The 25,572-nt window shown below is 45.5% G+C and carries 20 protein-coding genes and 4 tRNA genes; 18 read left to right on the top strand and 6 right to left on the bottom strand.

The window, feature by feature from the left end; all coding sequences use genetic code 11:
• Window positions 1–63: 63 nt before the first annotated feature.
• Both pssA and OCV37_RS13915 read right to left on the bottom strand, forming a co-directional pair.
• Window positions 64–1,404: a CDP-diacylglycerol--serine O-phosphatidyltransferase gene (gene pssA, locus OCV37_RS13920; RefSeq protein ID WP_038186011.1), complete on the bottom strand. Its 1,341-nt coding sequence runs from the start codon at window positions 1,402–1,404 to the stop codon at window positions 64–66.
• A 148-nt stretch (window positions 1,405–1,552) separates the two neighbouring features.
• Window positions 1,553–1,993 (bottom strand): GNAT family N-acetyltransferase, encoded by a 441-nt coding sequence (locus OCV37_RS13915; RefSeq protein WP_038186013.1) that lies wholly within the window; start codon window positions 1,991–1,993, stop codon window positions 1,553–1,555.
• Between the two features lie 64 nt (window positions 1,994–2,057).
• Between OCV37_RS13915 and murB the strand changes: the two genes are divergently transcribed.
• Together murB and birA are read left to right on the top strand one after the other, a co-directional pair.
• Complete coding sequence (murB, locus tag OCV37_RS13910) at window positions 2,058–3,104, top strand: UDP-N-acetylmuramate dehydrogenase (protein ID WP_038186015.1); 1,047 nt, start codon at window positions 2,058–2,060, stop codon at window positions 3,102–3,104.
• On the top strand, window positions 3,101–4,069 hold the full coding sequence (birA, locus tag OCV37_RS13905) for a bifunctional biotin--[acetyl-CoA-carboxylase] ligase/biotin operon repressor BirA (protein ID WP_038186017.1): 969 nt from the start codon (window positions 3,101–3,103) through the stop codon (window positions 4,067–4,069). Before murB ends, birA begins: the two co-directional genes overlap by 4 nt.
• Before the next feature lie 3 nt (window positions 4,070–4,072).
• Here birA and coaA read toward each other — a convergent pair whose 3' ends face one another.
• Window positions 4,073–4,996: a type I pantothenate kinase gene (gene coaA, locus OCV37_RS13900; RefSeq protein ID WP_038186098.1), complete on the bottom strand. Its 924-nt coding sequence runs from the start codon at window positions 4,994–4,996 to the stop codon at window positions 4,073–4,075.
• A 210-nt stretch (window positions 4,997–5,206) separates the two neighbouring features.
• Here coaA and OCV37_RS13895 point away from each other — a divergent pair.
• The 13 genes from OCV37_RS13895 (at window position 5,207) to rpoC (ending at window position 19,053) form a co-directional block, all read left to right on the top strand.
• Window positions 5,207–5,282, top strand: a tRNA-Thr gene (locus OCV37_RS13895).
• A gap of 38 nt (window positions 5,283–5,320) precedes the next feature.
• A tRNA-Tyr gene (locus OCV37_RS13890) sits at window positions 5,321–5,405 on the top strand.
• A gap of 38 nt (window positions 5,406–5,443) precedes the next feature.
• Window positions 5,444–5,518, top strand: a tRNA-Gly gene (locus OCV37_RS13885).
• A 12-nt stretch (window positions 5,519–5,530) separates the two neighbouring features.
• A tRNA-Thr gene (locus OCV37_RS13880) sits at window positions 5,531–5,606 on the top strand.
• A 100-nt stretch (window positions 5,607–5,706) separates the two neighbouring features.
• Window positions 5,707–6,891, top strand: a complete 1,185-nt coding sequence (gene tuf, locus OCV37_RS13875; protein ID WP_038181313.1) for an elongation factor Tu — start codon at window positions 5,707–5,709, stop codon at window positions 6,889–6,891.
• A 216-nt stretch (window positions 6,892–7,107) separates the two neighbouring features.
• Window positions 7,108–7,491 carry a preprotein translocase subunit SecE gene (secE, locus tag OCV37_RS13870; protein ID WP_021021756.1) on the top strand — a complete coding sequence of 128 codons (384 nt, stop codon included), beginning with the start codon at window positions 7,108–7,110 and terminating at the stop codon, window positions 7,489–7,491.
• 12 nt (window positions 7,492–7,503) lie between these two features.
• On the top strand, window positions 7,504–8,052 hold the full coding sequence (gene nusG / locus OCV37_RS13865) for a transcription termination/antitermination protein NusG (protein ID WP_001287510.1): 549 nt from the start codon (window positions 7,504–7,506) through the stop codon (window positions 8,050–8,052).
• A gap of 129 nt (window positions 8,053–8,181) precedes the next feature.
• Window positions 8,182–8,610: a 50S ribosomal protein L11 gene (gene rplK / locus OCV37_RS13860; protein ID WP_038181318.1), complete on the top strand. Its 429-nt coding sequence runs from the start codon at window positions 8,182–8,184 to the stop codon at window positions 8,608–8,610.
• Window positions 8,611–8,614: 4 nt separating this feature from the next.
• Window positions 8,615–9,316, top strand: a complete 702-nt coding sequence (rplA, locus tag OCV37_RS13855) for a 50S ribosomal protein L1 (protein ID WP_038181321.1) — start codon at window positions 8,615–8,617, stop codon at window positions 9,314–9,316.
• Window positions 9,317–9,580: 264 nt separating this feature from the next.
• Window positions 9,581–10,072 (top strand): 50S ribosomal protein L10, encoded by a 492-nt coding sequence (gene rplJ, locus OCV37_RS13850; RefSeq protein ID WP_038181327.1) that lies wholly within the window; start codon window positions 9,581–9,583, stop codon window positions 10,070–10,072.
• Window positions 10,073–10,129: 57 nt separating this feature from the next.
• Complete coding sequence (rplL, locus tag OCV37_RS13845) at window positions 10,130–10,501, top strand: 50S ribosomal protein L7/L12 (RefSeq protein WP_038181331.1); 372 nt, start codon at window positions 10,130–10,132, stop codon at window positions 10,499–10,501.
• Between the two features lie 239 nt (window positions 10,502–10,740).
• Window positions 10,741–14,772 (top strand): DNA-directed RNA polymerase subunit beta, encoded by a 4,032-nt coding sequence (gene rpoB / locus OCV37_RS13840; protein ID WP_038181332.1) that lies wholly within the window; start codon window positions 10,741–10,743, stop codon window positions 14,770–14,772.
• Window positions 14,773–14,850: 78 nt separating this feature from the next.
• Window positions 14,851–19,053 (top strand): DNA-directed RNA polymerase subunit beta', encoded by a 4,203-nt coding sequence (gene rpoC, locus OCV37_RS13835; protein WP_038181335.1) that lies wholly within the window; start codon window positions 14,851–14,853, stop codon window positions 19,051–19,053.
• Between the two features lie 107 nt (window positions 19,054–19,160).
• Here rpoC and OCV37_RS13830 read toward each other — a convergent pair whose 3' ends face one another.
• Window positions 19,161–19,655: an Rsd/AlgQ family anti-sigma factor gene (locus OCV37_RS13830; protein ID WP_038181337.1), complete on the bottom strand. Its 495-nt coding sequence runs from the start codon at window positions 19,653–19,655 to the stop codon at window positions 19,161–19,163.
• Window positions 19,656–19,819: 164 nt separating this feature from the next.
• Here OCV37_RS13830 and nudC point away from each other — a divergent pair, with 164 nt between their 5' ends.
• From nudC to OCV37_RS13815, 3 genes are all read left to right on the top strand, one after another.
• A complete protein-coding gene (nudC, locus tag OCV37_RS13825) occupies window positions 19,820–20,599 on the top strand; it encodes an NAD(+) diphosphatase (protein ID WP_038181340.1) in 780 nt (259 codons plus the stop codon).
• A 247-nt stretch (window positions 20,600–20,846) separates the two neighbouring features.
• Window positions 20,847–21,911 (top strand): uroporphyrinogen decarboxylase, encoded by a 1,065-nt coding sequence (gene hemE, locus OCV37_RS13820; RefSeq protein ID WP_038181343.1) that lies wholly within the window; start codon window positions 20,847–20,849, stop codon window positions 21,909–21,911.
• Between the two features lie 74 nt (window positions 21,912–21,985).
• Window positions 21,986–22,624, top strand: coding sequence for a TetR/AcrR family transcriptional regulator (locus tag OCV37_RS13815; RefSeq protein ID WP_038181364.1), 639 nt, complete (start codon window positions 21,986–21,988; stop codon window positions 22,622–22,624).
• Window positions 22,625–22,708: 84 nt separating this feature from the next.
• Here OCV37_RS13815 and OCV37_RS13810 read toward each other — a convergent pair whose 3' ends face one another.
• Both OCV37_RS13810 and gpmM read right to left on the bottom strand, forming a co-directional pair.
• Complete coding sequence (locus OCV37_RS13810) at window positions 22,709–23,836, bottom strand: murein hydrolase activator EnvC family protein (protein ID WP_245609123.1); 1,128 nt, start codon at window positions 23,834–23,836, stop codon at window positions 22,709–22,711.
• 188 nt (window positions 23,837–24,024) lie between these two features.
• A complete protein-coding gene (gpmM, locus tag OCV37_RS13805) occupies window positions 24,025–25,554 on the bottom strand; it encodes a 2,3-bisphosphoglycerate-independent phosphoglycerate mutase (RefSeq protein ID WP_038181345.1) in 1,530 nt (509 codons plus the stop codon).
• Window positions 25,555–25,572: the final 18 nt, after the last annotated feature.

Raw genomic sequence — 25,572 nt, 5'->3', positions numbered from 1 at the left:
GCAGCGTATAAAAAGCCTCCGGATGGAGGCTTTTTAATGGGTGAAACAGAGGCTTGGAATCGTCTAAAGAATCTGTTTTAAGATTCGGTCGGCTTTTACCCGACGAATCCGTTTCAATAAGCGCTGAACTTCAGCCGGATAGTTCTCGAAGTCGTCTAACTGCTTATAAGTACAAACTAACTGTGTGTGCTGCAGGATATTGTCGAATTCACGTTCAAACTGCGTTTGCAGATGGGCATGATGATCCTGAATCAGAATGCCATTTTCCAGATCCAGTTTCCACGCTCTCGGATTCAGGTTGTTTCCGGTAATGAGCATATAACGTTTATCGACCCAGACGCCTTTCAAGTGAAAACTGTTGTCATCATGTTTCCACAAATGAATCGATAATTGTCGGCTGGCAATTCTGGCTTCATTCGATTTAGCAAAACGGCGCAGATTCAATTCATATAAGTAGGGTAATCCACCGATAGTCTTAAATGTCTCTTCTGGCGGGATATAAAAATCATTCGCGGTTTTGTCTCCGACGATAATATGAATTTTTACCCCACGCTTGAGAGCCTTTTTGACCTGATTGGCAATATTATTCGGGAAATTAAAATAAGGCGTACAGATCGTAATTTCTTCCTGCGCCTGAGCAATCAGGTGACTGATATATTGATTCAGACGATTACTTCGCTTACCAAGCCCAACCAATGGTGTCAGGCCAATCTGCTCCTGTGTAACAGGCTGATCCGGTACCTGATAGGTTGCTTGTGCCAACTGGGCTCGGAACTGGCGAATCAACGTTTTTAAATCTTTTGTTGCAGGACGTGACGGATTGGCCAGATTATTGACTGCCGGATGAGACAAGAGATGATCACAGATAAATTTGACCATCGCGTCGGCAAGATGTCGGCTGTGAAATGAGTGATAACGATCAAAACGATAACGATTTTGATAATGCAGATAAATGTTGTTCAGACTTGCACCACTGTAGATCACTTCATCATCGACGATGAAACCTTTGAGGTGGAGGACGCCAAACACTTCCCGTCCTCGGACCGGGATACCATACACAGGGATGGGATGTTCACTGTCTTGGGCAAATGATTCATACATCACCGCATTCCCCTGAGAATGCTTCGCACCGATCAGGCCTCGCTGAGCGCGGTGCCAGTCAACGCAAATCACAATATCGAGTTGAGGATTTCTTTGCTTGGCGGCATAAAGCTCAGAAAGAATTTCCTGACCGGCATCATCTGCTTCAAGGTAAAGTGCAACAATATAAATTCTGTGATTGGCCTGTCGAATCGCCTGAATTAAGTGATGCCGAAACTGTTCTGCGGAGTACAGGACTTGAAAATCTTTCGGCTCTAGCGCAATTGTGGGGAGCTGTTCGAATAGATTTCTACGAGCAATCATCGTGGATGCGGTACCTTCAATTCAAGTGGATGCGATATAGCAAAGCCCCGATACTATCAAATTCAATGAATGAATGGCTATATCTATGTCACGTCAGGCCGATCATTTCCGTTTGTCGGCATTGAGCAGAATCAGAAATAATCGTGTCTTATTCCTGAATAGGCGGACAATAGCGCATCGGTATGATATCTCTGCCTTGATGGTGATACCGTTGGTAGAGCGTGTTGATTTCTCCCGGCAGCGCCTGTGGTGCCTGAACCACAAAATGATGACTTTGATAAAAACTTTCTAAATGACGATAAGCAAAACAGAAGACATTGTGATTGAGAACATGGTCCTCGCAGAAGCTCAGTAACTGATGACCGATACCTTGAGAGCGCCGCTCTTTAGCGACTGTCATACCTGTTAACAGCTGAAATGAGGCACCGATATCACGAAAACGCACCACGGCACAGAATTGATTGGCAAGGCTCGCAGTATAAATGCTTTCATGACGTTTCGGTTTTGCTGTCGGGTAGTGCTGCTTATAAAAGCGTTGCACCAAAGGAAGTTTGAGTGGGTCTAACATTTCGAAAGATAAATGATCCATAGGATGTCTGAACGGTCATCATCTGATATAGAATAGTCGTAGTTTATGTGATTTAAAGAAAACCATGCAAATATATCTCAACGAAAATCTCAGTGCTTATCATACCTTTGGTATTCAACAGTCTTGTCAGGTGTTGGTTGTCGTCGACACGGTTGCAGAATTAATGGATGTCTATCGTCGTCCTGAATGGCAATCGTTGCCAAAAATTGTGCTCGGTAAAGGGAGTAATGTACTGTTTACCGAATTCTACCAAGGGGTTGTGATTATCAATCGTCTGCGTGGCATTGATGTCCGCGAAGATGAAAATCACTATTTCCTGCATGTTCAGGGAGGAGAAGACTGGCCTGAATTAGTCAAATGGAGTGTGTCACAACAACTGCCCGGGCTCGAAAATTTAGCCATGATTCCCGGATGTGCCGGGAGTGCGCCGATCCAGAATATCGGTGCCTATGGGATCGAATTTCAGGATGTGTGTGACTACGTTGATTATCTCTGTCTCAAGACTTTTCAAGTCATTCGCTTGAGTCGTGCTGAATGCTCATTTGGCTATCGTGACTCAATTTTCAAACATCGGCTCTACCAGCAGGCGGTTGTTGTCGGGATTGGACTCAAACTGGCGAAAGCGTGGCAGCCTCATCTGAAATATGGACCATTGCAACAACTGGCGGGCAATTGCTCTCCCACCGAAGTTTTTGACTGTATCTGTGATATCCGTACCCGTAAACTGCCCGATCCGAAACAGGTGGGTAATGCCGGTAGCTTTTTCAAAAACCCGGTGTTGACCGAAGCTCAGTTTCAAACGTTGGCCGCCAATTATCCGGATGTTGTGAGTTACCCTGCTTCGTCAGGTGTGAAAGTCGCCGCCGGTTGGTTGATCGATCAGTGTGGCCTGAAAGGTTTCCAAATCGGCGGGGCTGCGATTCACGAGCAACAGGCGTTGGTCCTGATTAATTGTCAGCACGCAACAGCATCGGATGTTATCCGGCTTGCAACCCATGTATACCGTTGTGTCCATGAAAAATACGGTGTCGCTTTGGAACACGAAGTGCGATTTATCGGACGCAGTAGCGAAGTTTATTTGGATATGTGGCTGAAGGAGCAACAGTCATGAAAGAACACCATGTCAAGCTGACTATTTTGTCAACCTTAGCCGATGGTGGTTTTCATTCAGGTGAAGCATTGGGGGCTGCTTTAGGGATTTCCCGGGCTGCAATCAGCAAACATATCCGGGGAATTCAGGCGTGGGGTGTTGATATATTTCGCGTTCAGGGAAAAGGTTATCAATTAGCCCAGCCAATGCAATTATTGGATCAACACTATATTCAGAGCCATGTTTCTACGCCTGTGCATTTGCAGCCGATCATTGACTCGACCAATCAGTATTTACTGGATCGTGTCGGGTCATTAACCTCCGGAACGGTTTGTCTTGCTGAATATCAGCAAAAAGGCCGGGGACGGCGGGGCAGACACTGGCTCTCTCCGTTTGGGGCCAACCTGTATTTCTCAATGTACTGGCGACTGGATGCCGGTATGGCTGCGGCGATGGGACTGAGTTTGGTGGTCGGGGTTGCCGTTGTCGACGCACTGAAAACGCTTGGTGTTGATGACATTAAACTGAAATGGCCCAATGATTTGTATTATCAGGATAAGAAACTGGCTGGTATTTTAGTCGAGGTTTCAGGGCAAGCCGGTGAAGCGGCGCATTTGATCATTGGGATGGGGATGAATTTATCTATGACGTCGCAGACGCAACAGATTGATCAACCCTGGAGTAGTCTGGCTCAGGTAATTGGCTACGAGCATATTGATCGTAATGCGTTGGCTGTGGCTTTAATTCAGTCCTGGGCTCAGGCGCTGGAGACCTACGAGAGAGAAGGCATGACGAATTTCGTTGAAAGATGGAATCAGGTCGATAACTTCATTGGTCGTCCCGTTAAACTATTAATGGGAGAGCGTGTGATTACCGGGATTGAACGTGGTATTAATGCCCATGGCGCCGTGTTATTGGAAACAGAGCAGGGCATTGAAAGTTATGTCGGCGGGGAGATCTCTCTACGTAGTAATGAGCCCCACTAAAAGCTATTGTCGCAGCAAAATTTCTTCAACAGTGTGGTTGATGCCCTTACGTAGGATCAACTGCGCTCTTTCCCGCGTTGGTAGAATGTTTTCCTGCAAGTTTTTCCCATTGATCGCCTGCCAGATATTTCTCGCGATAGAATGAGCTTCCGACTCACTCAGTTTTGTATAGTGACTGAAGTAGGAGCCCGGCCTTTTAAAGGCACCATGGCGAAACTTCATGAAGCGTTCGATATACCATTTTTCAATCAGAGACGATTCAGCGTCGACATAGATAGAGAAATCGAGAAAATCTGAAATAAAAACACGGTGTGGTGCGTGAGGATAATCCATCCCACTTTGCAGAACATTAAGGCCTTCAATCAGCAAAATATCGGGTGCATGAACCGTTTTTAATTCCTCGGTAATATCATAGGTGAGGTGAGAATATACCGGCGCTGTAACATTTTTCTTGCCCGATTTGACATCGGAAACAAATTGCACCAAGCGTTTAATATCATAGGACTCGGGGAATCCTTTTTTCTGCATGATGCCTTTTTCTAACAGCACTTCATTTGGATAAAGGAATCCGTCGGTGGTAATCAGCTCAACTTTAGGGTGATTTTCCCAGCGAGATAAGAGGGCTCGTAGCAATCTGGCGGTGGTACTTTTGCCAACCGCGACGCTGCCTGCGATACCAATAATAAAAGGTGGCGCAATATCGGTATGGCCCAAAAATTGGTTTAAAACAGTATTACGACTCTGTCTTGCTGCCACATACAAGTTTAATAAACGCGCTAAAGGTAAGTAGATTTCAACAGCTTCCTTCATACTTAATGATTCGTTGATACCTTGTAGTTCAACTAAATCATCTTCTGACAAAGTCATGGGAACGGAATTACGTAGATCCGACCACTGGCGTCTGTCGAATGAGAGATAAGGATCCATAATCTTTCCAATGGTTGAAATCGGATAAAAGAGCAACATACCTCAAGAAGAAGATAAAGCAACACAGAATGGCGATATATTTCTTCAGTTTCGACGAAAACTGTTTGAAAAAACAACAAATAGATAAAAACCAGATAAATTTGTATTTTTTTTTCTTGAAACACTTGCAAGCAAAGAAATCATTCAATAGAATTCGCCCCACTTATGTGCGCCGACTTAGCTCAGTAGGTAGAGCAACTGACTTGTAATCAGTAGGTCGCCAGTTCGATTCCGGCAGTCGGCACCATCTTCTTATTCAGTATAGATGAGAAGATTTGAAAATCTGGAGGGGTTCCCGAGTGGCCAAAGGGAGCAGACTGTAAATCTGCCGGCACTGCCTTCGATGGTTCGAATCCGTCCCCCTCCACCATATTCTTAAGGAAATAGCTCTTAGGGTTAAATACGTGTGCGGGCATCGTATAATGGCTATTACCTCAGCCTTCCAAGCTGATGATGCGGGTTCGATTCCCGCTGCCCGCTCCAACCTTTCCGAGTGCTGATATAGCTCAGTCGGTAGAGCGCACCCTTGGTAAGGGTGAGGTCCCCAGTTCAAATCTGGGTATCAGCACCACTCTAAGCAATTATTTCCTTTTGTTATATACTTTACTACCAGTAAATTTTGGTTGCGTGGTCATGAAAGCCACCTTAATCCGTACCTAGAGGGACAACTGATGTCTAAAGAAAAATTTGAACGTACGAAACCGCACGTAAACGTTGGTACTATCGGCCACGTTGACCACGGTAAAACAACATTAACAGCAGCAATCTGTACAGTACTTTCTAAAGTATACGGCGGAGCAGCACGTGACTTTGCGTCAATCGATAACGCCCCAGAAGAGCGTGAGCGCGGCATCACGATCTCTACTTCACACGTAGAGTATGATACACCGACACGTCACTACGCACACGTAGACTGTCCTGGACACGCGGACTATGTTAAAAACATGATCACCGGTGCAGCACAGATGGACGGTGGTATCCTAGTTGTTGCTGCGACAGATGGCCCAATGCCACAAACTCGTGAGCACATTCTCTTAGGCCGTCAGGTTGGTATTCCTTACATCATCGTTTTCATGAACAAATGTGACATGGTTGATGATGAAGAGCTGCTAGAACTTGTAGAAATGGAAGTTCGTGAACTGCTTTCAGAATACGATTTCCCAGGAGATGACCTACCAGTTATCCAAGGTTCAGCACTGGGTGCACTGAACGGTGAAGAGCAGTGGGAGAAGAAGATTGTTGAGTTGGCAGAAGCTCTTGACAGCTACATCCCAGAGCCAGAGCGTGTGATCGACCAAGCATTCCTGCTGCCAATCGAAGATGTATTCTCAATCCAAGGCCGTGGTACAGTTGTGACAGGTCGTGTAGAGCAGGGAATCATCCGAGTTGGTGACGAAGTTGAAATCATTGGTGTGAAAGATACGACGAAGACAACATGTACAGGTGTAGAGATGTTCCGTAAGCTGCTTGACGAAGGTCGTGCAGGTGAGAACGTTGGTGTGTTGCTCCGTGGAACGAAGCGTGACGAAGTAGAACGTGGTCAGGTACTGGCTAAACCAGGTTCAATCACGCCACACACGAAATTCGAATCAGAAGTATACGTGTTGTCAAAAGATGAAGGTGGTCGTCATACGCCATTCTTCAAAGGTTATCGTCCACAGTTCTACTTCCGTACAACGGACGTTACAGGTAGCATCGAGTTGCCAGCAGGCGTAGAGATGGTTATGCCAGGCGATAACATTCAGATGACTGTTGAACTGATTGCGCCAATCGCGATGGACGAAGGTCTACGTTTTGCGATCCGTGAAGGTGGCCGTACAGTTGGCGCTGGTGTTGTAGCAAAAATCATTGCATAATGATTTGACTCCGCACTAGTAAAAAGGGCATCATTTGATGCCCTTTTTCTGCACTGAAGATTTATTTTGACGGTTTGTTAGTCAAAAGTAAAAGGTTTGAAACAGAGAAATTGTCTTTGTTTCTGAAAATAGGCATCGAACGCTTATTTTTGTTAGTTAGCCCTGCAACAGTGGGGTTTATTGTCGTCTATATTTAGATTTGTGACAGGTTGGGTTATGAAAGCAAATCATGCTGAAACTCCTGAGAGCTCAAATGCAGCAGATAAACTGAAATGGTTGATCGCGATTGTTCTGTTGGCTGCCGCTGTTGTGGGTAACTCCTTTTATGGTGAAACGGTTTCTGTCGTTATTCGTTCTGCTGGTGTTATTGTCTTAATTGCTGCCGCATTAGGTATTGCAGCGATTACCGTGAAAGGTAAAGAAGCGGTGAGCTTCGCGCGAGAAGCGCGGATGGAAATTCGCAAAGTAATATGGCCTACACGTCAGGAAACCGTACAAACCACATTAATTGTGTTGGCTGTCTGTGTTGTGATGGCTTTAGCTCTATGGGGCATTGACGGTATTATGGTTCGCCTTGTTGCATTTGCGACTGGAGTATAGAGGGTTTAATTCATGAGTGAAGCTCCCAAAAAACGCTGGTATGTTGTTCAAGCCTTTTCTGGCTTTGAAGGACGCGTGGCACAGTCACTGCGGGAACATATCAAAATGCATGGTATGGAAGAGTTGTTTGGTGAAGTATTAGTACCAACGGAAGAAGTCGTCGAAATGCGTGCCGGTCAGCGCCGCAAAAGTGAAAGAAAATTCTTCCCGGGTTATGTGCTTGTCCAGATGATCATGAATGATGAATCCTGGCACTTAGTGCGTAGTGTCCCTCGGGTCATGGGATTTATTGGCGGGACGTCTGATCGTCCGGCACCGATTACCGATAAAGAAGCTGATGCGATATTGAATCGCTTAGAGAAAGCGAGCGAAGCGCCACGGCCGAAAACGATGTTTGAAGCCGGTGAAGTTGTTCGGGTTAACGATGGACCATTTGCTGACTTCAACGGTACTGTTGAAGAGGTTGATTACGAGAAGAGCCGTTTGAAAGTCTCTGTCTCTATATTTGGTCGAGCAACGCCTGTTGAGCTTGAATTTGGTCAGGTTGAAAAACTAGATTAAAAAACCATCTTTTTAGACTTGTTTAAGGCGCGAAATTTGACTATAATTTCGCGCCTTTTTACAGGTCTTCACTAGAAACGGGGAGCTGATCAGTCGATTAGCGTTAGTACCCATTATGTAGGAAATATCATGGCTAAGAAAGTTGAAGCTTATATCAAGCTGCAAGTTGCAGCAGGTATGGCAAACCCAAGTCCACCAGTTGGTCCAGCACTGGGTCAGCGTGGTGTTAACATCATGGAATTCTGTAAAGCGTTTAACGCAAAAACAGAATCTGTCGAGAAAGGTCTTCCGATTCCAGTTGTTATCACTGTATACAGTGACCGTTCTTTCACTTTTGAAACGAAAACACCACCAGCAGCGGTTCTGCTGAAGAAAGCAGCCGGCATCAAGTCTGGTTCTGGTCGTCCGAATACAGAAAAAGTGGGTACAATCACTGACGCGCAAATTCAGGAAATCGCAGAAACAAAAGCTGCGGATATGACTGGTGCAGATATCGAAGCAATGAAGCGTTCTATCGCGGGTACTGCTCGTTCAATGGGTCTAGTGGTAGAGGGTTAATATCATGGCAAAACTAACTAAGCGTATGCGTACTATCCGCGAAAAAGTGGATGTGACTAAAGAGTATGATATCAACGAAGCAGTTGCATTGCTGAAAGAACTGGCAACCGCGAAATTTGTTGAATCAGTTGATGTTGCTGTGAACCTGGGTATCGATGCTCGTAAATCTGACCAGAACGTTCGTGGTGCAACTGTTCTGCCTCATGGTACTGGCCGTGAAGTCCGTGTTGCTGTTTTCACTCAAGGTGCAAACGCTGACGCAGCAAAAGAAGCGGGTGCTGATCTGGTTGGTATGGAAGATCTTGCTGAGCAAGTGAAAAAAGGCGAACTGAACTTTGACGTTGTTGTTGCATCTCCAGATGCAATGCGTGTTGTCGGTCAGTTAGGGACTATTCTTGGTCCTCGCGGTCTGATGCCAAACCCTAAAGTTGGTACTGTAACTCCTAACGTTGCTGAAGCGGTTAAGAACGCGAAGGCTGGTCAGGTTCGTTACCGTAATGACAAAAATGGGATCATCCATACAACAATCGGTAAAGTTTCTTTTGACGCAGAACAGCTGAAAGAAAACTTAGAAGCACTGATTGTTGCACTGAAAAAAGCAAAACCATCAACTTCTAAAGGCTCTTACGTGAAGAAAGTTAGTCTTTCTACAACGATGGGCGCTGGTGTTGCTATTGATCAGGCAACTTTAAGCACTCAAGCTTAATCTATTTGCTAAGGCGTAAAATTTATGTATAATTTTGCGCCTAATATTTGTGGTTGGGGCTGAACCTTGGTTCTTTGAACTATAATCCAGTCTCCGTCCAAGACCGTAGGCGTCGTCTCTGACGGCTTAATCAAACCTACGTAGATGGTGCCCGAACTGACGAAAGCTCTATTTTTATAACTTTCTTCTTGGACTGCACCTAAAAAGCTCTCACTGTTGATAAAAATGGTGAGTGGTGTAACGACAACCAGGAGTAAATCCAAGATGGCTTTAAATCTTCAAGACAAAAAAGCAATTGTTGCTGAAGTCAACGAAGCAGCCAGTGGTGCACTTTCTGCAGTTGTTGCTGATTCTCGTGGTGTTGAAGTAAGTGCGATGACTTCTCTGCGTAAACAGGCTCGTGAAGCCGGTGTTTATGTGAGAGTTGTTCGTAACACACTAGCACGCCGCGCAGTTGAAGGCACAGACTACGAATGTCTGAAAGATGTATTCGTAGGTCCTACTTTGATCGGTTTCTCTACTGAGCACCCAGGTGCCGCAGCACGTCTTTTTAAAGACTTTGCGAAAGAGAATAAAGATTTTGAGATCAAAGCAGCTGCATTCGAAGGTTCTATCGCTGATGTCGAAGTACTCGCAACGCTACCAACTTACGACGAAGCTATTGCACGTCTGATGATGTGCATGAAAGAAGCTTCTGCTGGCAAGTTGGCACGTACTATCGCTGCTATCCGCGACCAAAAACAAGAAGCTGCATAAGGCTTGCTTTTTACTGGTTGCTTATTAAACTAATTGTTGACTTAGAAGAGAATTGTTATGTCTATTACTAACGAGCAAATCCTAGACGCTATTGCAGAAATGTCTGTAATGCAAGTTGTTGAACTAATCGAAGCAATGGAAGAGAAATTTGGTGTTTCTGCTGCCGCTGCTGTTGTTGCTGGTGGCGCTGCTGCTGGTGGTGAAGCTGCTGCTGAACAAACTGAATTTAACGTTATCCTAGCTTCTGCTGGCGCGAACAAAGTTGCTGTAATCAAAGCAGTTCGTGGCGCAACTGGTCTGGGTCTGAAAGAAGCGAAAGCTCTTGTTGACGGCGCTCCAGCTCCGATCAAAGAAGGCATTGAGAAAGCAGAAGCTGAAGCTCTTAAAGCACAACTTGAAGAAGCTGGTGCAACTGTTGAGCTTAAGTAATTCTTACTTAATCGCTTAGCCGAAAGGCTAATGGCTGGTGGTTTATTGACCACCGGCCTTTTTGCGCTGTAGGGTGTCGATGAATTTTCCTACTGTTTAGTCATTCGACATCCGTGCAAAAAACGTTTATCTCAACGTGGTTAAACGTCACTACAGTAAACAGTTAGTTAGTCACTGCCGTTTCCCTTTAATGTAAAGGCGGGCAGTTTGGGTCACTTATCAGCGAGCTGAGGAACCCCATGGTTTACTCCTATACCGAGAAAAAGCGCATCCGCAAGGACTTTGGTACTCGTCCACAAGTGTTGGACATTCCATACCTGCTATCGATCCAGCTCGATTCGTTCGATAAATTTATCGAACAGGATCCTGAAGGACAATATGGTCTAGAGGCTGCTTTTCGTTCTGTGTTTCCTATCCAGAGCTATAATGGCAACTCTGAGCTGCAATACGTTAGCTACCGTCTTGGTGAGCCAGTTTTTGATGTTAAAGAATGTCAAATTCGTGGTGTAACTTATTCAAAACCTCTGCGTGTAAAATTGCGCTTGGTTATTTTTGATAAAGACGCACCGGCCGGTACTGTCAAAGATATTAAAGAACAAGAAGTCTACATGGGTGAGATTCCACTCATGACGGATAATGGTACTTTTGTAATTAATGGTACCGAGAGGGTTATCGTATCCCAGCTGCACCGAAGCCCCGGCGTGTTCTTCGACAGCGATAAGGGTAAGACCCACTCATCTGGAAAAGTTCTCTATAACGCACGTATCATTCCTTACCGTGGTTCGTGGCTTGATTTCGAATTCGATCCGAAAGACAACCTGTATGTTCGTATCGACCGTCGTCGCAAACTACCAGCTTCTATTATTCTGCGTGCGTTAGGTAAAACAACAGAAGAGATTCTGGATATTTTCTTCGAAAAAATTCATTTCGAAGTGAAAGATCAAACGCTGATGATGGCTTTGATTCCTGAACGTTTACGTGGTGAAACTGCCAGCTTTGATATCGAAGCAAACGGAAAGGTTTATATCGAAAAAGGACGTCGCGTTACTGCGCGTCATATTCGTCAGCTGGAAAAAGACGCCGTTGAATTTATCGAAGTTCCTGTCGAATATATTGTCGGCAAGGTTGCAGCGAAAGATTATGTCAATGAAGCGACAGGAGAGCTGATTGTTGCAGCCAACCAAGAGCTAAGTCTTGAAGCGTTAGCGAATCTCTCTCAAGCAGGTTACAAGCAGATTGAGGTTCTATATACAAATGACCTTGATCACGGCTCATTTATGTCGGATACATTGCGTATCGACAGCACCTCTGATCGTATTTCAGCGCTGGTTGAAATCTATCGAATGATGCGCCCTGGTGAGCCACCAACAAAAGAAGCGGCAGAAACTCTGTTTGAAAGTCTGTTCTTCTCTGAAGATCGTTATGATCTTTCAACGGTTGGACGGATGAAGTTCAACAGTTCTATTGAAAGAGATGATGCAGAAGATCTCGGTACGCTTGACGAATTTGATATCATCGAAGTGATGAAAAAACTGATCGCGATCCGTAATGGTATCGGTGAAGTTGATGATATTGACCATTTGGGCAACCGTCGTATTCGTAGCGTCGGTGAAATGGCAGAGAACCAATTCCGTGTTGGTCTTGTTCGTGTTGAGCGTGCGGTCAAAGAGCGTTTAAGTCTGGGTGATCTAGACAACGTGATGCCACAAGATCTGATCAATGCCAAACCAATTTCGGCAGCAGTGAAAGAATTCTTCGGCTCTTCTCAGCTTTCTCAGTTTATGGACCAGAACAACCCATTGTCGGAAGTGACGCATAAGCGTCGTATTTCTGCATTAGGTCCCGGCGGTCTGACGCGTGAGCGTGCAGGCTTTGAAGTGCGAGACGTTCACGTGACGCACTACGGTCGTTTATGTCCAATTGAAACGCCAGAAGGACCAAACATCGGTCTGATCAACTCATTATCTGCGTTTGCACGCTGTAATGAGTATGGCTTCCTTGAAACACCTTACCGCCGTGTTGTTGATGGTGTGGTAACGGATGAAGTCGAATACTTATCTGCAATCGAAGAAGGTCAATTTGTTATTGCTCAGGCAAACGCAAAACTGACTGACGAAAGTACTTTTGCTGATGAATTGATCACGGCTCGCCAGAAAGGTGAATCAGGTTTGCACCCGCGTGAACACGTCAACTATATGGACGTTGCGACAAACCAGGTTGTTTCGATTGCGGCATCATTAATTCCATTCCTTGAGCACGATGATGCGAACCGTGCCTTGATGGGTGCGAACATGCAACGTCAAGCAGTACCAACTCTGCGCGCTGATAAGCCGTTGGTCGGTACCGGTATTGAACGTAATGTTGCTGTCGATTCTGGTGTGACTGCTGTTGCGAAACGTGGCGGACATGTTCAGTCAGTTGATGCATCGCGTATTGTTATCAAAGTCAATGAAGATGAATTGATTCCGGGCGAAGCGGGTATTGATATCTATAACCTGACCAAATATACGCGCTCTAACCAAAACACATGTATTAACCAGCGTCCTTGTGTGATGCCGGGTGAACCTGTGGCACGTGGCGATGTGCTTGCTGATGGTCCTTCAACCGATCTTGGTGAACTTGCTCTTGGGCAAAATATGCGTATCGCATTCATGCCTTGGAACGGTTATAACTTCGAAGACTCGATCCTTGTTTCTGAGCGTGTTGTTCAGGAAGACCGGTTCACAACGATTCACATTCAGGAGCTTTCCTGTGTGGCTCGTGATACTAAGTTAGGTGCGGAAGAGATTACTGCTGATATTCCAAACGTTGGTGAAGCGGCACTGTCTAAACTCGATGAGTCTGGCATTGTCTACATCGGTGCGGAAGTGAAAGGCGGCGATATTCTGGTTGGTAAAGTCACGCCAAAAGGTGAGACACAACTGACACCGGAAGAGAAGCTCCTGCGTGCGATCTTTGGTGAAAAAGCATCTGATGTGAAAGATACATCATTGCGTGTACCAAACTCTGTTTCAGGAACGGTTATTGACGTTCAAGTCTTCACTCGTGATGGCGTTGAAAAAGATAAGCGTGCACTTGAAATCGAACAGATGCAGTTAAAAGAAGCTAAAAAAGATCTGACAGAAGAGTTCCAAATTCTGGAAGGTGGCTTGCTTGCCCGTGTTAAATCGGTTCTGTTGTCTGGCGGTTATTCTGAAGCAAAACTTGATTCTATTGAGCGCAAGAGATGGCTGGAACAAACTCTGGAAGATGATGAGCTTCAGTCACAACTTGAACAGCTTGCAGAACAGTGGGATGAGCTAAAAGCTGATTTCGATAAGAAATTTGAAGCGAAGCGTCGCAAGATCACACAAGGTGATGATCTCGCCCCTGGTGTTCTGAAAATCGTCAAAGTTTATTTAGCGGTCAAACGTCGTATTCAGCCTGGTGATAAAATGGCTGGTCGTCATGGTAACAAGGGTGTTATTTCAAAAATTAACCCTGTAGAAGACATGCCATATGACGAAAATGGTCGTCCTGTTGATATCGTACTGAACCCACTGGGTGTACCATCTCGGATGAACATCGGTCAGATTCTTGAAGTTCACTTAGGTGCCGCTGCAAAAGGAATCGGTGACAAGATCAACCAGATGGTGAAAGAGCAGCAAGAGATTGCCAAACTGCGTGAGTTCTTGCAGGAAGTTTATACATTAGGTAATGACATTCGTCAGAAAGTGGATATTTCAGCCCTTTCAGATGATGACGTTCGTACTTTAGCGAATAACTTACGTAATGGTCTTCCAGTTGCAACGCCGGTATTCGACGGTGCGACAGAGCCAGAAATCAAGCAACTGCTGAAGTTGGCAGATCTGCCTGAGTCTGGACAGTTGACATTGTTTGATGGTCGTACCGGTGATGCTTTCGAGCGTCCGGTTACTGTCGGCTACATGTACATGCTGAAACTGAACCACTTGGTTGACGATAAGATGCATGCACGTTCAACCGGTTCTTACAGCCTGGTAACTCAGCAACCACTTGGTGGTAAAGCTCAGTTCGGTGGTCAGCGATTCGGTGAGATGGAAGTGTGGGCACTGGAAGCTTATGGTGCTGCTTATACACTTCAAGAAATGCTGACGGTGAAATCTGATGACGTGAATGGTCGGACGAAGATGTATAAAAACATCGTTGACGGCAATCACAGCATGGAACCGGGTATGCCAGAATCATTCAACGTATTGTTGAAAGAGATTCGCTCACTGGGTATCAACATTGAGCTAGAAGACGAAGAGTAATTCTGTTCTGAATCAGAATAGAGTTATCTGGTAGAAAGGCGCGACCTAGCGCCTTTTAACTCCTTACAGGAGCTGATTGTGAAAGACTTATTAAACTTTCTGAAAGCACAGCACAAGACCGAAGAATTTGATGCAATCAAAATCGGTCTTTCTTCACCGGATATGATTCGTTCATGGTCATTTGGTGAAGTGAAAAAACCTGAAACTATCAACTACCGGACGTTCAAACCGGAGCGTGACGGTTTGTTTTGTGCGCGTATTTTTGGTCCGGTAAAAGACTATGAGTGTCTTTGCGGAAAGTACAAGCGTTTGAAACACCGTGGTGTGATTTGTGAAAAATGTGGCGTTGAAGTCACGCAGACTAAAGTTCGTCGTGACCGGATGGGACACATTGAACTGGCGTCTCCAGTTGCGCACATCTGGTTTTTGAAATCGCTTCCGTCTCGTATCGGCCTCTTGATGGATATGCCGCTGCGTGATATTGAGCGTGTTCTTTATTTTGAAATGTATGTCGTTACCGAACCCGGTATGACTGATCTGGAAAAAGGTCAGTTACTGACTGAAGAAGAATATCTGGATCGTCTGGAAGAGTGGGGCGACGAATTTACAGCGAAAATGGGCGCTGAAGCCATTAAGGACCTGTTGGGTTCAATGGATATGCACCATGAAGCTGAAGTGATGCGTGAAGAGTTAAATACAACAAACTCTGAAACAAAACGTAAAAAAGTGACAAAGCGTTTGAAGCTGGTTGAAGCATTTATTGCTTCAGGAAACAATCCTGAGTGGATGATTCTGACCGTGCTGCCTGTTTTGCCACCGGATTTACGTCCTTTGGTTCCTTTGGATGGTGGCCGTTTTGCGACCTCTGATCTGAACGATTTATATCGCCGAGTGATCAACCGTAACAACCGTTTGAAGCGTCTGCTTGAACTTGCAGCGCCGGATATTATTGTCCGTAACGAAAAACGGATGCTACAGGAGTCTGTTGACGCATTGTTAGATAACGGACGTCGTGGACGTGCGATTACCGGTTCGAACAAGCGCCCGCTGAAATCGCTTGCGGATATGATCAAAGGTAAACAAGGTCGTTTCCGTCAGAACCTGCTGGGTAAACGTGTTGACTACTCTGGTCGTTCTGTTATCACCGTTGGTCCATACCTGCGTTTACATCAGTGTGGTCTGCCGAAGAAAATGGCTTTGGAACTGTTTAAACCATTTATTTACAGCAAGTTAGAGACTCGTGGCCTTGCAACGACGATCAAAGCTGCGAAGAAAATGGTTGAGCGTGAAGAGCCGGTCGTATGGGATATTCTCGATGAAGTCATTCGTGAACACCCAGTCCTACTGAACCGTGCGCCAACACTTCACCGTTTGGGTATTCAGGCATTTGAACCTGTTCTGATCGAAGGAAAAGCGATCCAGCTACACCCACTGGTGTGTGCGGCATATAACGCTGACTTCGATGGTGACCAAATGGCGGTTCACGTACCATTGACTCTCGAAGCTCAGCTTGAAGCGCGTACATTGATGATGTCAACCAACAACATCCTGTCGCCAGCATCAGGTGATCCAATTATCGTTCCATCACAGGACGTTGTTTTGGGTCTCTACTATATGACGCGTGAGAAGATTAATGCGCCGGGTGAGGGCATGTACCTTGCTGGTCCTGCAGAAGCAGAGAAAGCATACCGTACTAAATCTGCGGCACTTCATGCGCGTGTAAAAGTCCGCATCACTGAAACTGTTCGTGATGAAGACGGCCATGAAACGACAGAAACCAAAATGGTTGATACGACCATCGGTCGTGCGATGTTGTGGCAAATTGTACCGAGAGGTCTGCCATTTAGCATTGTGAACCAAAAACTAGGCAAAAAGCAGATTTCGAATCTGTTGAATGAGGCCTACCGTAAACTGGGTCTGAAAGATACGGTTATCTTTGCTGACCAGATTATGTATACCGGTTTTGCTTATGCAGCGCTGTCTGGTGTTTCTGTTGGTATCGATGATATGGTTGTACCACCAGCAAAATACACTGAGATCTCTGAAGCTGAAGAAGAAGTTCGTGAAATTCAGGAACAATTCCAGTCTGGTCTTGTAACTGCCGGTGAACGTTATAACAAAGTGATCGATATCTGGGCTTCAACCAATGATCGTGTTGCAAAAGCCATGATGGAAAACTTGTCTTCTGAAACCGTACTTAACCGTGATGGTGAAGAAGAGAAGCAAGAGTCATTTAACAGTATTTATATGATGGCTGACTCCGGTGCCCGGGGTTCTGCTGCTCAGATTCGTCAGTTGGCGGGGATGCGTGGTCTGATGGCTCGTCCGGATGGTTCGATCATCGAAACACCGATCACAGCGAACTTTAAAGAGGGTCTGAACGTTCTTCAGTACTTTATCTCAACGCACGGTGCTCGTAAGGGTCTGGCGGATACAGCACTGAAAACGGCGAACTCAGGTTATCTGACTCGTCGTCTGGTTGACGTAGCACAAGATGTTGTTGTTACTGAGCATGACTGTGGCACACACGAAGGTGTCGAGATGATGCCGCATATCGAAGGTGGTGATGTTAAAGTTGCTTTGACTGAGCTAGCCCTTGGACGTGTTGTTGCTGACGATGTGCTCAAGCCTGGTACGGAAGAGATTCTGATTCCTCGTAACACATTGATCGACGAAAAATGGTGTCAGATCATCGATGAAAACTCAGTGGATCAATTGAGAGTTCGTTCGGTTGTTACTTGTGATTCTGACTTCGGTTGTTGTGCTCAGTGTTATGGTCGTGATCTTGCTCGCGGTCACTTGGTTAACCAAGGTGAATCTGTTGGGGTTATCGCAGCTCAGTCTATCGGTGAGCCGGGTACTCAGTTAACGATGCGTACGTTCCACATCGGTGGTGCAGCATCAACAGCAGCGGCCGAAAACAGCATTCAGACGAAGAACAAAGGTTCTGTGAAACTGAATAATGCGAAATTCGTAACCAACAAAAACGGTAAGCTTGTTATCACTTCTCGTGCGACTGAACTGACGATTATCGATGAGTTCGGCCGGACAAAAGAGAAACACAAACTACCTTATGGTTCTTTGTTGAGCAAAGCTGACGGTGACTTAGTTGACACGGGTGAAGTGGTTGCAAACTGGGAAGCTCACACCATGCCAATCATTACCGAAGTATCGGGTCGTGTTCAATATGTGGACATGATTGATGGTGTAACGGTTTCTCGTCAAATGGATGACTTAACCGGTCTGTCTTCAAGTGAAGTCACAGAAGCGGCTGCCCGTCCTTCTGCCGGTAAAGATATGCGTCCAGCAATCAAACTGGTTGATGAGCAAGGCCGTGATGTGATGATTCCTGGTACAGATATGCCAGCACAGTACTTCCTGCCGGGTAAAGCAATTGTCAACCTAGAAGATGGTGCGGAAGTGGGTGTCGGTGATACGCTGGCTCGTATTCCTCAGAAATCTGGCGGTAACCGGGATATTACCGGTGGTCTGCCTCGGGTTGCGGATCTGTTTGAAGCTCGTAAACCAAAAGAACCTGCGATTCTGGCTGAACACACGGGTACAGTATCATTCGGTAAAGAAACCAAAGGTAAGCGTCGTTTGATCATCACACGTGAAGGTGGGGATACTTATGAGGAAATGATTCCTAAGCATCGTCAGCTTAATGTATTTGAAGGTGAGAAAGTCGAACGTGGTGATGTGATTGCCGATGGTCCTGAGTCTCCACATGATATCTTGCGCTTGCGTGGTATCCATGCTGTGACACAGTACATTGCGAATGAAGTTCAGGAAGTTTATCGCTTACAAGGCGTTAAAATCAATGACAAGCACATTGAGACAATCGTTCGCCAGATGCTACGTAAATGTACCATCACTTTTGCTGGTGACTCTGAGTTCCTCGCAGGAGAACAGGTTGAGTACTCTCAGGTGAAAATTGCCAACCGTCAATTGGTTGCCGAAGGTAAAGAACCTGCACGTTACGAACGCGAACTGTTAGGAATTACCAAAGCATCTTTGGCTACGGAATCGTTCATCTCTGCTGCGTCGTTCCAGGAAACGACTCGCGTTCTGACAGAAGCTGCAGTTTCTGGTAAACGTGATGACTTACGTGGTCTGAAAGAGAACGTTATTGTTGGTCGATTGATCCCAGCAGGTACTGGTTTTGCTTACCATCAGGAACGTCATGCAAGACGTGATGCACAGAAAGAAGGTCCATCTGCTGAACAGGCAACGGACAACTTAGCTGCATTGCTGAATGCGGGTTTCTCTTCTGATGAGTAATCATTAAACAGCACCTAAAAAGGCGCCTTCTGGCGCCTTTTTTATGTCTGTTGATTTAGTGTCGGTGCATGCTGAGTGACGGGTTAGTCACTCGATTGCTCAAGAACTCATGCTCCGGGAGGAACGGATAAGCTATCGGCAATCATCTGGATCAGTTCATCCTCAAGCTCAAATCGTGCCTCTAAAGTTTCCCCCAAATGAGATAAATCGCGGTCAAAATTTTCCAGATGCTCATCGTCTTTAATATCTAAATACTTATCTGCAAAATTGAGCAGGGGATCGGTTGTATCAACAATTGAAAAATAAGTTTGATTGATCTCGTCCGTCGCGGTAAACCCAGTTGATTCCCACTTGGCTTTGACAGTATCGTAGATCTTAAAGTGCCCTGTAGAAATATAATCGACCAGTTTTCGGCAAAACTCGTGAATATCATTGGCTGATGGGAGTTCACTGAGAGCCGCTTTAGAAGTACAGGGCTGCAATGAGGCAAGTTTACAATATTTTACGAGCAACATTTGTCGGGAATCTAGCCATTGATCAATAACATCACTGGAACCTCCCCATTGCTCTTGTATTCTCTTGAATTTTTTAAGCATGGCCATGCCCTCATGATCTGCTCCCCGTGGGGAGAACCTGCTTTGGCAGTTGTGCTCAGAGGCACAATATCTTATTCATACGAGAGGGTTATAACATGGTACACTTCCCACTCTGGTATGAAACTAGATTGCCAGTAAAATAGTCAGACTGCAAGGATATAGGAGCGATCATGTTAGAAAATAGTGAAGTCGGAAACGCTTACTGGTGTGTTGTTTCTGGAAGTGAACTTTGGACTGTAGATAATATGCTGCCCTTTGGAACTGCAGATGATTGGTCTCTCCCTGAAGATCAAGCTGTTAAGATTGCAGACTATGACGGACACCCTGTTTTTTGGTTGAATGAAGCAGACTTGGAGCAGCGTTTGCCAATGTCATCGCTGAGAACCTTACTCAATGTCTCTGAATCATTGTTTCTTGCCGCAAGTAAGGCAGTCCAGTATGGGCACATGACACAAACACAACGGTTTTGTGCACAATGTGGAGGACGAAATTACTTTCATCACCACGAGTTAGCAATGCAATGCCATGAGTGCCGGACGATTCATTATCCACGCATTTTTCCCTGTATCATTGTTGCAGTTCGTCGTGATAATCAAATCCTGTTGGCGCAACATGCCCGCCATCAGGGAGGGATGTATACGGTGATTGCCGGATTTGTTGAGGCCGGAGAGACATTGGAACAGACGGTTGCCCGTGAAGTCTTTGAAGAGACGGGCATCCAAGTGAAGAATATTCGCTATTTCGGCAGCCAGCCATGGGCTTTCCCTTCAAGTATGATGGTTGCTTTTTTAGCAGACTATGCATCAGGGACGATTCAGATCGATGAGCATGAAATTAGTCATGCGAACTGGTTTTCTCCACAAGATATACCGGAGATTGCGCCGAAAGGGACAATTGCCAGAGCGCTGATAGAACAGACACTAGCGGATATTCATTCGGTCAGTGTCTGATCAAAATGATAAAAAAAACCTCCGTATAGACGGAGGGGTAAGTAAGATGTCGTTATGAGATGTTGAGTAGCAAGTACTCTATTTATTATTATTAATAATTTTCATTGTTAAACAAATTTTTAACACTTAAGCTCAATTGTTGCAAACAATCTGATTTTCTTTTCTTCTGGAACATGATCTTGCTTGCAAAGAATTAAAAAATTTATCTGATATAAGAAGCGATAAAGCCCTGATTGGAAGATTAAAAATGACTGAATTAAAGAATGACCGTTATCTGCGTGCGTTATTGAGGCAGCCCGTTGATCGAACGCCTATATGGATGATGCGCCAGGCAGGGCGCTATCTGCCTGAGTACCGTGAAGTAAGAGCTCAGGCCGGGGATTTTATGACTTTATGTAAAAATCCTGAATTGGCCTCAGAAGTCACGTTGCAACCGCTACGTCGTTTCTCTCTCGATGCCGCAATCCTGTTTTCTGATATTTTAACTATTCCAGATGCGATGGGGCTCGGGCTCTATTTTGAAGCAGGTGAAGGGCCCAAGTTTAAGCATCCGATTCAACGCCGGGCAGATATCGATAAAATTGGCATCCCAGATCCTGAACATGAGCTGCAATATGTGATGAATGCGGTTCGACAGATCCGTCATGATTTACAGGGCGAGGTCCCTCTAATCGGGTTTTCCGGTAGTCCTTGGACACTTGCGACCTATATGGTAGAAGGTGGCAGTTCAAAGGCGTTTACCAAAATCAAGAAGATGATGTACGCTGAGCCAGAGACGTTGCATGCATTACTCGATAAACTTGCTGAAAGCGTCATCCTATACCTGAATGCTCAAATTAAAGCGGGTGCACAGTCTGTCATGGTGTTTGATACATGGGGCGGTGTACTGACCCCGCGTGATTATCGTGATTTTTCGCTTCAATATATGCATAAAATCGTCGATGGTTTGATCAAAGAAAATGATGGTTATAAAGTGCCTGTCACGCTTTTTACGAAAAATGGCGGGATGTGGCTGGAACAAATTGCTGCAACGGGTTGTGATGCGATTGGACTTGACTGGACAATCAATATTGAAGATGCCAAAGCCCGGGTTGGCGAACAAGTTGCTTTGCAGGGGAATATGGACCCTTCAATGCTGTACGCGCCAGCGCAGCGAATTCGGGATGAGGTGGCACAAATTCTGGCAGGATTTGGTCAGGGCAGTGGTCATGTGTTCAATTTAGGGCATGGAATTCACTTAGATGTGCCGCCTGAAAATGTTGATATTTTTGTGAATGCTGTTCATGAGTTGTCAGCGACTTACCACAAATAGTCTCAACTCATTATGGGGTACTTCGTGCGGTGCCATGATGAAAACGTGTGGAACTTGGTCAGATTATGTCTGGTATGAAAACGAAAGATCGAATTATTTTTGCAGCGCTGGAGCTTTTCAACGAACAGGGCGAACGTACGGTAACAACAAATCATATTGCCGCTCACATCCAAATCAGCCCGGGGAATTTGTATTATCATTTCCGGAATAAGCAGGAGATTGTCAGAGCGATTTTTGAGCTTTATTCCCATGAACTACTTGAGCGCTTTGCTCCGCCTCATGGGCATAAAGAGAGCCTGTCACTTCTGAAACATTATTTGGATTCTATTTTTACACTGATGTGGAAATATCGTTTTTTCTACGCCAATTTGCCGGAAATTCTCCAAAGAGATGAGATGCTACATGGCTCTTATATTCGTGTGCAGGAAAAACTAAGACATAATTTGGTGAGTATTGTCAATCGGTTCATCGAGATCGAATTGCTTGATATACCTGAGCCTGAGATGGAATCTTTTGTAACGACACTCCATATGATTACTGCAAACTGGTTGAGTTATCGCGCTGCGATGTCACAAAAAGCGCAAGTGACCGAAGAAGTGATTCATCAAGGTATGTTACATGTGATTGCGGTGGTCAAGCCGAGAGCGACAATCGGTGGTGCAGAACAGTTACAGATTCTGGAAGAGGGTGTCAGAGCCATGCATACGGAATAAAGGCCAATTCTATATTGCTTGAGAATCCACAGTGCTGGTGATAAAGACAGCCCTGTGGATTTTTTATCGTGTGGCAAACGTATTTTATTGCAACCAACGCAGTGGATTCGAAGCCTTACTATTTCGACGGACTTCAAAATAGAGTGAAGGAACGGGTTGTCCGCCGGTATCGCCGGCCAGAGCGATCGTTTCTCCTGCGGTCACCTTATCCCCTTCTTTTTTGAGCAGTGTTTGGTTGAAACCATACAGTGTCATATCGCCTTGGCCATGGTCGATTAAGACAACAAGCCCGTATCCTCGTAGATAATCAGAAAAAACGACACTCCCGGGATAAACCGCTTTGACCGGTTGCCCGTATGCGGCATTAATGACAATACCTTTCCAGTTGATCTGACCCGTTTGATGGGTGCCGAAACGGTGCAATAACTTCCCTTGGATTGGCCAAGGAAGTTTTCCTCTCTGTCGAGAAAATCCATCCATTGGGACTTGGTTACGTTTAGCCGCTTTCGCGATTTCTGCTTTCAGTCTGGATTCATTGCGTTGTAATTCCGCCAGATAATTTTTATCACTGGATATTCGTGAACGGATTTTATTCACTGTATTTTTGCGATCGCGCTGGGTTTGTTGCAGTTGATTCCGCTTCTGAGTCTGTTGGGAGAGAAGTGATTGAATCTGTGCCTGTTCTTGTGTGAGTTGTTGTTCATGTTGATGCAACTGCTGCTTTGTTTGTTCTAATTGGTTGATCATCTCTGAACGGGCTTTTGCCAGATGCTGGTAGTACTGGCTCATACGATCTTCATCTGCATCATCTTTCAACAGACCGGATAAATGATTTGACTGCCGCGTGATGTAATAAGTATGCAGCAGTTGTTTCAGTCGTTCTGACTGTGCTTTCTGCTGTTGTGCCAGTGCTGTCATGCGCTCTTTCAATTGGTTCAGATTGTGCGTTGAACGTTTGAGCTGGATCTGAGTCTGGGAGATTTGTTTTTCTAATGAAACGATCTCCAGCTCTTGACCTTTCAGCGTGTTTTGTAAGTTATCCAGCTGTTTCGTCTGAGAATCAAGTGACTGCTGCTGTCGGGATATTTCATTTTTAACCCCTTGTAACTCTTGCTTTGATGCGGCAGTGCTACAAAAGGGGAATAACAGCGTGATGAGTAAAATACTAATATGACGCGGCTTCAAATAACGCGAAAATGTGAAAAATCGAATCGTCAAAAACGGCACCATGCTCTTGTATTATGTTTCATTGAAGAAGATGTTCTTCAGTATACAGAAACAATGAAGCGCCTCGACACTGAAATGTAAAAAACTTTCTCTGGCTCTAAAAATAACAGCCCTATATGTACATACAGGGCTGTTGTTTTTCATTTTCCGGTTTGAGTCTAAAGCATCAACACTTAAAACAAGACTTTCCCGGACATTTCGGCAGGAATTTCCATCTCGGTCAGAGCAAGCATGGTTGGCGCCAAATCTGACAGTTTCCCATTGTCTTTGAGCTGGATGTCTTGATTACCGACATAGATAAGTGGCACCGGCAGATTGGTATGTGCTGTATGTGTTCCGCCGGTTTCCGGGTTGACCATCATCTCAGCATTACCATGGTCTGCAGTAATGAGCAGTTGCCCATCGACTTCTTTGATGGCTTCAACCACTCGACCAATACATTTATCGACAGCTTCACAAGCTTGAACCGCTGCATCGTAAACGCCAGTATGACCAACCATATCGCCATTCGGATAATTACAGATGATGGCGTCGTATTTACCAGAGCGGATTGCGGCGACCAATTTGTCGGTTAGTTCTTCTGAACTCATTTCAGGCTGTAGATCGTAAGTCGCAACTTTTGGTGAAGCAACGAGTTGACGTTCTTCGCCTTCAAATTCGGTTTCGACACCGCCGTTGAAGAAGAAAGTTACGTGGGCATATTTCTCAGTCTCAGAAATCCGGAGCTGAGTTTTTCCTGATTTAGACAACCATTCGCCATAGGTATTGGTTAAAGATTCAGGTGGATAAGCACAGTTAAGTGGGATGTCTGCTGCGTATTGCGTCAGCATCACAAATTCAGCTGCCGGGAATTTCTCCCGTTCAAAACCGGCAAAATCAGCGACAAACGTCCGTGTGATTTCACGCGCACGGTCAGCACGATAGTTCATGAAGATTACCGTATCACCATCTTCAATTGCCGCTGATGCTTCTCCGTCAGCCTGAATAACAGTCGCCTGAACAAACTCATCGTTTTCTTCACGGCTATAGGCAGCTTCAAGACCGGCTACTGCACTAGCATAAGTGAATTCACTTTTTGCCTGCGTGAGCAGGTCATAAGCTTTTTGGACGCGATCCCAGTTATTGTCACGATCCATAGCATAGTAGCGTCCGACTAAGGAAGCTATCCGGCCTTTGCCGAGTTTTGCAAAGAGTTCGTCAAAGCGTTTAAGTGAATCTTCAGCACTGCGTGGCGGTGTGTCACGTCCGTCAAGGAAACAGTGCAGGTAAATCTTCTCTGCACCACGATCCGCGGCCAGTTCAACAGCTGCATAGATATGATCTTCGTGTGAGTGAACACCACCCGGAGACATCAGGCCCATCAGATGAACCGCTTTTCCTGCCGCAACAGCTTTATCAATTGCAGCGACCAGTGTCTCATTGGTCTGGAACTCGCCGTCGGCAATCGCTTTGGTAATCCGAGTCAAATCTTGGTAAACAATCCGTCCGGCACCAATATTGGTATGACCGACTTCTGAATTTCCCATTTGACCATCGGGCAGACCCACATCCAGACCGGAAGCTGAGATCAGGGTATTCGGGTTGTTTGCAACCAGACTATCTAGTACCGGGGTTTTCGCGTTGTTAATCGCGTTACTTGCGTTGTCTTCACGGTAACCCCAACCGTCAAGAATGACCAGAGCCATTGGCTTCTTTGATGACATAGTGATGACCTCGTCAAA

Source organism: Vibrio rhizosphaerae (assembly GCF_024347095.1).
Classification (GTDB): Bacteria; Pseudomonadota; Gammaproteobacteria; order Enterobacterales; family Vibrionaceae; genus Vibrio; species Vibrio rhizosphaerae.
This window is presented reverse-complemented; position numbering and strand designations above follow the sequence as displayed.